Here is an 11144-nt window from a genome sequence, read left to right as displayed (position 1 = left end):
CGAAGACGAAGAAGTCCGGATCGGCGTCGTTGTCAGTGAAACCTCCGCCCGAGGCATTCCACTTGAGACTAAGAATGCCACCCGACTGCGAAGAGGCTAGACTCCCGGCCACACCAGTCAGGAGATCGTTGTCGATAGCCGCTCCCTGGTGGACGTCTGAAGCCGATGAGACGGTGCCGGTCGGGGCGACCGCCCCGACGGTGAGCGTCATGTTATTGGCACGGTTGTCCGCTGCCGCGTCCGCGATCACGCCTCCCGAGTAGGCGGTGCCTCCCACGGTTGCGGTGAGCAACTCGTTCGAACCCCCGAGAGTGACACTGTCGATCCCCACGACTCCGGCATGGGATGGGCCAAGGAGGGCCAGGTGGAGGGCCAAAAAGGGTGAAATATGCGAGGCCTTGAGGTTCATGATTGTTTGGGGTGGGCGGATTTTCCGGGGGCCACTGTTTCGCTTCAACTTCGACGCGAGTCGTAGGCCGTCGGTGAAGAGTGTTCCCGCTGGTCCCGAGTATCACATTTTTCGATTTGGCATTTTGGTGTGGTGATTTGCGTGGCTTGCTACACCAAGAGATTGGTGACCATGCACGACCAACAGGAACCACATCAGGACCCCGGAGGTCAGGAGGATCATTCCGAACCCTTTGGGGAGGTTGTGCGGGAGAACCAGATGTGGGTGCGCGGCTACTTCCGCAGCCGCCTCCGGGACTGGGCGAGCGCCGACGACCTGGCGCAGGATGTCTTCGTGACGGCCTACCTGAACTTCCGCACCTTCCGGGGGGATTCGAGCGTCCGGACTTGGCTCCGCGGCATCGCGCAAAACCACCTCCGCAATTTCATCCGCAAGCATCGCGAAGTGGCCGCCGGGGGCAGCACGGAATTGCAGGCCCTGCTGGAGCAGAGCTGCGCCCACTCGGAGGAGGTCCGACCGACGCATGAAAAGCTGGACGCCCTCCAGGAGTGCCTCCAACGGCTGCCGGACCAGGCAAGGAAACTGCTCGGTCATCGTTACGTGATGGGAAGCAGCGTGCGGGAGATCAGCGAGGAAACCGGCAAGGGCTATTCCGCCCTTAGCATGCAGTTCCACCGGCTGAGAGAATCGCTTGCCGAGTGCATACGGCGTGAACTCCAACGGAGCGAAGCATGAACCGTGGCGAACAACTGATCGCCCGGCTGCTGGCCGGACCACTTGAACCCGGCGAACTGGTCGAGCTCCGGCAATGCCTGGAACGGGAGCCAGTTCTAAGGCAGAAGCTGGCGGACCAAGCCTCGCTGCATGGCTTGCTGGGCGTCGCGATGGAAAAGGAGGCACCCCGGGAGGAATGGATCGACAGGTGCCTGGAAGCGTGTGCCGAGGCGGACCGGGAAAGTTTCGAGGCCGGTGTGCATCGGAAGATCCGGAAGGTTCGCTTCCGGAGGGCCACCCGGTGGGCCGCTGCCGCCGTGGTGATGCTGGCGGCCGGACTCTTGATGTGGAGTCGCATGCCTCGCCCGGTGGCGACCATTTCCAACGTCGTGGCTCTCGGAGAGAACGAAACCTTCGAAGTGGGAGATGGCCTCCTCCGGGGGGATTCGCTTCGCTTCGGGGCGGGCTTGCTGGAACTCGACCTCGCCGGGCGCGGACGCATGATCGCCGAGGGTCCGTTCGAGTTGGAATTCACCGGTGCGGACAGTGCGCGTCTCCTTCGCGGCCGGGTGGTTCTGCGGGTGACCGAGAAGGGCCAAGGCTACCGTCTGGAAACCCCCAAGGGCACCGTGGTGGATTTAGGCACGGAATTCGGCGTTTCCGTCGACGGGAAGACCGGAGAGGTTGAGACCCACGTGCTCGAGGGGGAGGTGGAAGCCCTGCCCAGCAACAGCAGCGAGCGGATTCACTTGGGGAAGAACCAGGCGCTCCGGCAATCAGGGCAGCTCAGCGTCAGGATTCCTATCGATCAGGGTTCCTTCTACTCCTCCCTGCCTCCGCAGCGCGGCAGGGATCTGGGGATGGCGCACTGGTCCTTCGAGCCCGGCAATGACGGGGTGATCCCCGGCCTGAGCCAGGGATTGGGCGAAGAGGGTGCCGATTTGGAATTGCGGTCCGGCACCCGTCTGGTGGACGGGCCCTTTGGCACCGCCATTCATTTTGACGGCGAAGGTGGCCATGGGGAAAGCAGCTATCGCGGCATCGGAGGCAACAGGCCCCGCACCGTGGCGCTCTGGGTGAGGGTTCCGCGGGACTTCGACCTCCAGCAGGGCTTCGCCATGATTTCCTGGGGTGAGTTTGACGAGGAGGACCCGGGGCGGGTCTGGCAGGTCTCCGCCAATCCACTGGAGAGGGACGGCTTGGTCGGCCGACTGCGGGTGGGCGCGCACGGGGGCATGGCGATCGGCACCACCGATTTGCGCGACGACCAGTGGCACCATGTCGCGGTGGTTCTCTATCCTGCTGCCGATCCGAGCTTCGGCCAGCACGTCCTGCTTTTCATCGACGGATCTCTGGAGCCGATTTCGAGACGGGTCCTAGGGGTGATCGACACCCAAGTCCAGGAGGCCTCTCACGGTGTCCTGCTGGGCAAGGACGTCACCTCGAATGCGCATGGGGTCCGATTCTTCCGCGGAGCCGTCGATGAAGTCTACATCTTCGATGCCGCCCTGTCCCAGGACGAGATCCGGGTGCTCATGGAGCGCAACGAGCCGCCGAGGTAGGGGATGTCGGAGGGCCGTCGAACCGACAGTGGAGCATCTTCTTGATCCAAGACCCTCGAACTGGCACCGTGCTGGCTTGCGGAAAGCGGGGTAGGGCTGGACGGGGTGGGCTTTCTGCCCGCAGTCTCCATTCGTGAAGATCAAATCTGCCGAGTTCGCCACCAGCGCGCCGGATCTCGAAAGCTGTCCGCCGGAGAGATTCCAGGAGTTCGCCTTCATCGGGCGATCGAATGTCGGCAAGTCGTCGCTGATCAACATGCTGGTCGGGCGGAAGGGGCTGGCCCGGGTGTCGTCGACCCCCGGGGCGACCCGGCTGATCAACTTTTTCACGATCAACAACGAGTGGTCGCTGGTCGACCTGCCGGGCTACGGCTACGCCAAGATTCCCGTAAAGATGCGCGAGGGCTTCCAACGCGCGGTCTCCGAGTATCTGGCGCAGCGGGAGGCCTTGTCCTGCGTCTTCGTCCTGATCGACGCCCGGCACACTCCGCAGCAGCTCGACCTCGACTTCTGCGACTGGCTGGCGGTCAACGGCATTCCCTTCGTCCTCGTCTTCACCAAGGCCGACAAGGTGAAGGCGGGTCGCCTGAAAAAGAACGTCGACGCGTTTCTCGCGGCCCTCGCCGAGCGGGTCGAGGGAGAGCCCCGGGTCCACGTGACTTCCATCACCGATGGGCGGGGCCGCGACGAGCTGCTCCGGTTCATCGGCGAGGCGCTCGAGTGATCCGGGCGTCGATTCTTGAAATGCCCGGCGGTTGTGGAATGTAATGCCGCTGATGAAGACACTTTGGCTGTTTTTCGCGGCGACCTTGATGGTCGAGGGTCGGACCTGGACCGAGGCCGATTCGGGCCGGACGGTCGAGGCGGAGTTCGTCGGCCGCTCCGGCGACCAGGTGAAGCTGCGACGCGCGGACGGGCGGGAATTCGAGATCGCCCTGTCCCAGCTGGTTCCCGACGACCGGGAATTTGTGGCAAATCAGGGATCCGCCGACTGGCCCTCTTGGCAGGGTCCCAACCGCGACAACCGTTCACCGGACACAGGACTCCTGAAGGAGTGGCCGGAGGGTGGACCGGAGTTGCTCTGGACTTTCGAGAACGGCGGCAAGGGCTACAGCTCGCCCTCGATCACCGGCGGGCGGATCTACTTCAGCGGCACGCGCGACGGCGAGGCCGAGATCATCTGCCTCGACGAAGCCACCGGCAAGGAGCTGTGGAGCACCCCGATCGGCGATGACGAGGGGCAGGGTTACAACACCGGTTGGGGCGGGGGGCCGCGTGGGGCACCGACGATTAGTGATGGAAGGCTCTACGTGATGTCCGCAAACGGCTCGGTGGCCTGCGTGGACATCAAGGATGGTTCCAAGCTCTGGGGTGTGGAGCTGGTGAAGGACTTCGGTGGCAAGGTCCCGGCCTGGGGCTACTCCGAGTCGCCGCTGGTGGATGGTGAGAAACTGATCGTCACGCCGGGCGGCAAGGGAGGTGCCATCGTCGCGCTGAACAAGGAGACCGGGGACGTGATCTGGAAAAGCGAGGGCCTCACCGACGACGCGCAGTATTCATCGGTCATCATCGCCGAGGCGGATGGCGGGAAGCAGTATGTCCAACTCTTCATGAAGCAGTTTGCCGGGGTCGATGCCGGGACCGGGAAACTGCTCTGGACCTCGGATTGGAAGCAGGGACGGACCGCGGTGATTCCGACACCGGTTTACCACGACGGCCACGTTTACATCACCGCCGGCTACGGCGCCGGCAGCAAGCTGGTGAAGATCGGCAAGGACTCCGCCGAGGAGGTCTGGGAGAACAAGGTGATGAAGAACCATCATGGCGGCGTGGTGCTGGTGGACGGGCACATTTACGGATTCTCCGACGGAGCCGGCCTGCTCTGTCAGGACTGGAAGACCGGCGAGCGTGTCTGGTCGGAGAAGGGCGAAGGCCTGCAGAAGGGAGCGGTCCACTACGCCGACGGCATGATCTACGGTCTCGACGAGCACGAGGGCTCCACCTTCCTCGCCGAAGCGACACCCGACGGCTACCGTGAGAAGGGCCGGTTCGACCTGCCGAAGAAGACCAAGCTGCGTGAGGGAACCAACGGCAAGGTCTGGACCCGGCCCGTGGTCATCGGCGGCCGGCTCTACCTGCGCGACCAGGACCTGCTTTTCTGCTACGATGTGAAGGGGTAGGGGCGGGCGCTTTTCAGTCGTCTTGATGAGAGCCGACGGCTTCCGTTCGTATCGGTCGGGTGCGATCAGGTCTGCAATGCGGCAGCCTGCCGAGGTGTGCGAGAGCCGGTCACTCGGTCTTCTCGTGTTGAGAGCGACCTCACCGATCGAGAAAAAGGGTCCCAGCGACACGGGAAGAGGGCTTGGGCGGTCGGGAAGGGTGCCGGAGCGTTTGGAAAAGGGGTTCGGCCGGTTTTGAAGGAGGTCCGGGCCGTTGGGAGCGCCTCTTACCTCCCGGGCCAGGGCGTTCACCCATTTTTAGAAGGCGCTTTGCGGGTTCGGTAGAAAGATTTCGGGATGGATTCTTTAATAAAGTTCCCAAATATGGAATTTTGGCTTGCTTAACTAATGGCAACCAGGGCATGTTCCGCTGCATGGTTTTAGTTGGAAAGACGAGCGCCCTGCTAGCCGACGCGCAACGTCATTGCGCACAGCCTTTTCGGGCCTGGGCCAACGAAGTCCGGAAGGCTCGATGGGAGGGAGTGGACGAGGTCCGGCGGCGCTATCCCCGATCATGGGTTCTGGAGGATGATAGCTTTCACGTTTCACTCACCGGGGCCGACATCGGCATCCGCTTCTCGGTTTCCTTCGAGGTCGGGACGGTTCGGGCGATTGCCATTGCTCCAGCTCCCGAGACCTATCGCTTTCCCCCGAATACCCCCCACGCCATGAACACAGCAACCCCATGACCACGCGAACCGAATATGAAACCGATCAACACTCCCAAACGGCACGAGGAGGCGCTGGAGCGCTTCGACGTGCTGGTGGCCCGCGGCGTTGAGCTGACGGAGCCCGAACGGGATGAGTTGGAGATCCTGAGCGTCCTGCTCGCCGACTACGAAGAAAAGCACCACCCCGTCCCGCCACCCGATCCCATCGAAGCCATCAAGTTCCGGATGATGCAGTGCGACTACAAAGCCAAGGACCTCGGCCGACTCGTCGGCGGGGCCAACCGCGCCTCGGAGATCCTCTCCGGGAAACGGGGGCTCACACCCGACATGATGCGCGCCTTGTACCGTGAGTGGGGAATCCCCACCGATTCGCTGCTGGGCGTCGCGGTGCCTGAACCCGAACCTGCTCCCGAGCGGGAATTCGACCCCGGGGACTACCCGATCAAGCAGATGTACGATCGCGGCTATTTCCCCGGTCGCGAGAGAAACTGGAAGCGGGACTCCAGGGACAAGCCCGACCTGCTGCGACGTTTTTTCACCGTCGGAACCGCCCCTCTGGTTCCCGCCCTGCCTCGGAAAGCCACGGGCAAGAAGGCGATCAACGTCCACGCACTCGAGGCTTGGGCGCACCGCGTGAGGACGCGGGTCGCGGAGGAGGAAGACCTCCCGAAATGGGATCGCAAGGCCTTTGACGGGGCCTTCGTCCACTGGCTGGCCAGCCTGAGCTACTTCGACGACGGCCTGGTCAAGGCCATCGACGAGCTTCGCGAGCGCGGCCTGCCGGTGGTCGTCGAGCCACGCCTCGATGGCACCCGGCTGGACGGCGCGGCGCTGCTCGCGGACGATGGCCGACCGATCATCGGGCTCACCCTGCGCCTCGACCGGCTCGACAACTTCTGGTTCACCCTCTTCCACGAGCTGGGCCACGTGCTCAACCACCTCGATCCCGGCGGGCGGCCACTGTTCGACTGCGATTTCGACTCCGCGCGCAGCGGCCGGGTCGAGCAGGAGGCCGACCGCTTCGCCCTCGACACCCTGATCCCGCCTCCGAAATGGGAGGTGGTCAGGACGCTGAAGCTTGCCGGCCAGATCCGCCGTGCCGCCCGCGACCTGCGCATCGGGGTAGCGGTGATCGCCGGCCGCCTTCGCCGCGAGGCCAACGACTACCGCAAACACCGCACCCTCGTCGGCCAGGGAATGGCCCGCGAGGCTCTCGGATTCACCGACGACCAATGGCCCAAGTAATCGATTTCCCAAGCGGAGGACCCCGCGCGGACCTCCGTTCCGGAAAAAGCCGGAGACCCAACCACGGCCCGCCCGCGAGTGCGGGGTCGGGACAACCAACGGCGGTCTCCACCCAACATTGAATCCAAGATGGATACCAATGCCACCACCACCAAACGGCGTCGGCCTGCCAGAAAGGCCGAAGACTTCCACTCGGCGTGGAAGGAGCTGGCCCCGGACGCGGCGTTCGGGGGATTGACCCTCGCGGAACTCGAGACGGCCATGGGGCCCCTTGAAGCCGCGCTGGACGAATTGCGGACGCTCACCGTGAGCCGCTCGGCGGCTCTCAAGGTGCGCAATCAGGAAGAGAAGGCGCTCAATGCCCTCCTCATCCGGGTCGCCCACGGCGTCCGCAGCCACCCGGACCACGGCGAGGACAGCCCGCTGTATCGCGCCATGGGCTTCGTGCCCAAGAGCGAGCGGGCCACCGGCCTCACCCGCCGGTCCGACGAAGAAAACGAGGAAGCCGCCGCTTGATCGATTCCTGCAAGAATCACGCGATCAAGACGACGGCTTCCGTCGAAGAGTGCCACCGGTCCGGAAGGGCCGGTGGCCATTTCTTGAGAAAGGAGAGCACTTCGCCAGCACCGGTGCAAGGCGGTAGTTTGGAATGCCAAACGATGAATCGACCACACAAGAGAGTGTTCGGGTGAACATTTCCTTGATTTGGTCAAGCTCCTTCATGCAAATTGGAATTCGGAGAGCGTCGACTGGTGGCGAGCGTAGCTTCTCCAATCCGCTGATCCGCAATTTCTTGAGCAATTATCCTCCAGCCATGAATTCCCATCCCGTTGCCCGCACCGGAGTACTCCTTCGCCGGCTGAAATCGGTCGAAACCCGCACGAAGCTCCAGAAGATCGTCCATATCCTCCAAGTCATGGGTGGTCCTTTCCCGGAGCGCTTCGACTTCCAGTACCGCGGCACCCATTCGGACGAGTTCGCGCGCGAAATCGAAGCCTTCATAGCTGAAGAACTTGTGGTCGAGACGGCTGGTAGTGTCGGCCGACCTTCGATCCTGCGGCCCACTGGAAACCTCCTGGATCTTCTGGAGCTGGATCCTTCGTTGGCCGAGGAGCCGGCGTGGCTCGCGTGGGCCGACGATTTGAATGCCCAGAGCGTTGGACGGCTGGATGGGGTCTCCGCGCTCCTGTATTTCCACCAGCACCGCTGGCCCCGAGCCGCCTGGAGAAAGAAGTTTTTCGAGGTGAAGCCGCAGCGGGCAGGGGATTTTGAGCCGTGCGAAGCACTGGCGCTGCAATTACTCGGGGGAGCCTCAGAGGTGTTGGCGTGACGGATGACTTCCAAGGCGCTCTCGCGTCCGATTTCCAGGTTGGCTCCCGATGCGGCCCCGGGCCACGGAGCCTGCTGCATTGACCTTGCACCGCCTTTGCAAGCATCCTGTGCCCCGTTAGGCAGACCGACCCGTCATCCCTCTCACCATTGCATCGCCCATGTCGTTCAAACTCGAAGATCTTCCCTACCAGCGGCAGGCGATCGAGGCTGCCGTGCGGATCTTCGAGGGCCAGCAGCGGAGCTACTTCAGCCTGGAGTTCGAGGGCGACTGCTACCCGAACCGTCTCGACCTGGCCCCGCGGGAAATCGTCCGCAACGTCGAGGCGATCGCCGCCGACAACGGCATCGGCCCGGGGGAGGCGAATTTCAATATCGAGCCCGACTACTGCATCGAGATGGAGACCGGAACGGGCAAGACGCTCGTTTACCTCCGGACCATCTACGAGCTGTGCCGCGAATACGGCTTTACCAAGTTCATCATCCTCGTCCCCTCCGTGCCCATCCGCGAGGGCGTGCTCGACACCATCGAGTCCTTCCGTCCCCAGCTCGAGCGCCTCTACAACATCCCGCTCCACGCCTTCGAATACAACAGCAAGCGCCTCACCAAGGTGAAGCGCTTCATCGAGGGCACCGACCTCCAGGTCATGATCATGACCACCCACTCGTTCAGCGCGGACGACAACATCATCAACCGCGGCGGTGAGAAGCTGGAGGACGCGCCCGATGGCGGCACCTACTGGCAGGCCCTCGCCAAGGTCCGGCCCATCGTCATTATGGACGAGCCGCAGGAGGGCATGGACACCGACAACCTGCGCCCCCGGCTCCTCGAGCTGAATCCCGTCGCCCGCCTGCGCTACTCCGCCACCCACAAGGTCGTCCGCAACCTCCTCTACCGGCTCTCGCCCTTCGATGCCTACAACCAGCGGCTCGTGAAGAAAATCGAGGTGCTTTCCGTCGCGGAAATCAACGACGAGGCCACGCTCAAGCTCGAACTCCTCGAAATCCAAACCGGGAAGGGAAGACCCAAGGCCAAGTTCAAGGCCTGGCGGCAGATGGCGGGCGGCTTCAAGTCCGCGCCCACCAAATGGCTCAAGGACGGCGACTCCCTGGAGGATGCCACCAACAATCTCTCCTACCGCGGCTTCCGCATCGAGCACATCCGTGCCCAGGGCCTGCGCGGTGGCGGGGCCATGGTGAAATTCAGCAACGGCATCGAGCTGTCTCCGAACGCCGCCACCGGCGACGTGAGGGGCATCTTCCGCCAGCAACTCTACTGGCTCTGCTACCGGCACTTCGAGAAGGTCGAGAAGCTCAAGCCCCTCGGAATCAAGCCGCTCGCCCTCGTCTTCATCGACCGCGTCGCCAATTACATGGCCGACGACGGCAAGATCAAGACGCTCTTCGTCGAGGAATTCCCGAAAGCCTACCGCGATCACTACAAGGAAGACCCGCCCGACGGCATGGTCCACGAGGTCCAGGCCTATTATTTCGCGAAGACCAACGCCGGGGAGTTCACCGACAACGAGAACTCCATGGCCAAGCAGCGCGAGATCTACGACGAGATCCTGCGCGACAAGGAGGCCCTGCTCGCCTTCGACAACCCCCGGCAGTTCATCTTCTCCCACTCCGCCCTCGGCGTCGGCTGGGACAATCCGAACGTCTTCACCATCGCCACGCTCAACGAGACCTACTCCGACATCAAGAAGCGCCAGGAGATCGGCCGGGGTCTCCGCATCTGCCGCAACCAGGCGGGCCAGCGGGTGTATGACGAGGACTCCACGCCCGAGGGCGAGGAAATCAACCTCCTCACCGTCATCCCCAACGAAACCTACGAAACCTTCGTCACCCAGTACCAGGACGAGCTGCACCAGCGGGTGCCGGTCCGTCACAGCCCCAAGGGCAGGCGGAAGGGAATGAAGAAGGTCCGCCTCAACCGCGACCTCTTCGACAGCGCGCCCTTCCGCCGCTTCTGGGAGCGGCTTTCCCGCCGCACCGACTACGCCGTGACCTTCGACGAGGCCGACCTGGTGGCGAAGTGCGCCGAAAAGCTCAACGCCATCGATCTCCAGCGCTACGAGGCCGAGGTTTCGCTCACTCGCATCGACGCGCTTTCCGCCGATGAGGGCGCCCGCTCCGCCGACCTGGGGCGGGAAACGGTGGTGCTCGCCGCCGATTTCGCCGCCATCGACCTGATCGAGGAGCTGTCCGAAAACACCGCGCTCGCCTACGGCACGGTGATCCGGATCGTGAAGGAGATCACCAACTTCGATCAGCTCGTCCGGAACCCGCCGCGCTACCTTCACCTCGCCACCGAGCACATCAACCGGCTCGCCGTCGATGAGATGGTCCGCACGATCAGCTACACGCCCACCGGCGAGAAGTGGGAGCGGGAGGAGTTCGAGGAAGTCATCGAAACCTACCGCGCCACCGAGGCCACGCCGAACCACGGCATCTACGACCACGTCATCATCGATTCCGATTCGGGGCCGGAGATCCGCTTCGCCAAGGAGGCCGACGCTCATCCGCGCGTCCTCGCCCTGCTCAAGCTCCCGGATTTCTACAAGATCCCCGTGCCCTCGTTGAAGGGCGGCACCAGCACCTACACGCCCGACTTCGGCGTCGTCGTCTCCCACAAGGCGCTGCGGGAGGATGAGGAAATCGAACTCCACCTCGTGGTCGAAACCAAATCGACCGACAACATCGACCAGCTCACGCCCGAGGAGCAGGTGAAGATCAAGTGCGCCATCAAGCACTTCGCCGCCCTCGGCATCACCGCCAACACCACCCTTCTCTACAAGGCACCCGTCACCCGCTTCGATCCGAACGTGCGGGAGGACGAGGTCGAGTACGGTGCGAAGCAGCCCGCCGGCTTCTTCGCGCCGCGCCAGAACTTCGGGGCCACCCTGCAGGCCGCCACCGCCACACCCGACACCCACCCGTCCTGTGACTCCGAATCTCGGGCCTGAATCGACGCCGGCTTCCTTTAATATGA

The 11144-nt window shown here is 63.5% G+C and carries 8 protein-coding genes and 1 pseudogene; 8 read left to right on the top strand and 1 reads right to left on the bottom strand.

Annotation, left to right across the window (positions count from 1 at the left end):
• Nucleotides 1-409: pseudogene (locus tag ACG2LG_RS06015) on the bottom strand (hypothetical protein); the annotation flags it as partial.
• Nucleotides 410-580: 171 nt separating this feature from the next.
• Here ACG2LG_RS06015 and ACG2LG_RS06010 point away from each other — a divergent pair.
• From ACG2LG_RS06010 to ACG2LG_RS05975, 8 genes are all read left to right on the top strand, one after another.
• Nucleotides 581-1144 (top strand): RNA polymerase sigma factor, encoded by a 564-nt coding sequence (locus ACG2LG_RS06010; RefSeq protein ID WP_396257237.1) that lies wholly within the window; start codon nt 581-583, stop codon nt 1142-1144.
• A complete protein-coding gene (locus ACG2LG_RS06005) occupies nt 1141-2685 on the top strand; it encodes a LamG-like jellyroll fold domain-containing protein (protein WP_396257235.1) in 1545 nt (514 codons plus the stop codon). The genes ACG2LG_RS06010 and ACG2LG_RS06005 overlap by 4 nt, the downstream gene beginning before the upstream one ends.
• A 133-nt stretch (nt 2686-2818) precedes the next feature.
• Nucleotides 2819-3409, top strand: coding sequence for a ribosome biogenesis GTP-binding protein YihA/YsxC (gene yihA, locus ACG2LG_RS06000; RefSeq protein ID WP_396257233.1), 591 nt, complete (start codon nt 2819-2821; stop codon nt 3407-3409).
• Between the two features lie 52 nt (nt 3410-3461).
• Nucleotides 3462-4865, top strand: a complete 1404-nt coding sequence (locus ACG2LG_RS05995; RefSeq protein ID WP_396257231.1) for a PQQ-binding-like beta-propeller repeat protein — start codon at nt 3462-3464, stop codon at nt 4863-4865.
• A 743-nt stretch (nt 4866-5608) separates the two neighbouring features.
• Nucleotides 5609-6820: an ImmA/IrrE family metallo-endopeptidase gene (locus ACG2LG_RS05990; protein ID WP_396257229.1), complete on the top strand. Its 1212-nt coding sequence runs from the start codon at nt 5609-5611 to the stop codon at nt 6818-6820.
• Nucleotides 6821-6949: 129 nt separating this feature from the next.
• A complete protein-coding gene (locus ACG2LG_RS05985) occupies nt 6950-7336 on the top strand; it encodes a hypothetical protein (protein ID WP_396257227.1) in 387 nt (128 codons plus the stop codon).
• Nucleotides 7337-7634: 298 nt separating this feature from the next.
• Nucleotides 7635-8150: a hypothetical protein gene (locus ACG2LG_RS05980; RefSeq protein ID WP_396257225.1), complete on the top strand. Its 516-nt coding sequence runs from the start codon at nt 7635-7637 to the stop codon at nt 8148-8150.
• Between the two features lie 160 nt (nt 8151-8310).
• Complete coding sequence (locus ACG2LG_RS05975; protein WP_396257224.1) at nt 8311-11118, top strand: DEAD/DEAH box helicase family protein; 2808 nt, start codon at nt 8311-8313, stop codon at nt 11116-11118.
• Nucleotides 11119-11144 lie beyond the last annotated feature (26 nt).

Source organism: Haloferula sp. A504 (assembly GCF_044385805.1).
Classification (GTDB): domain Bacteria; phylum Verrucomicrobiota; class Verrucomicrobiia; order Verrucomicrobiales; family Akkermansiaceae; genus Haloferula.
The sequence above is the reverse complement of the archived record's forward strand: the minus strand, read 5'-3'. Positions and strand labels throughout refer to the sequence as shown.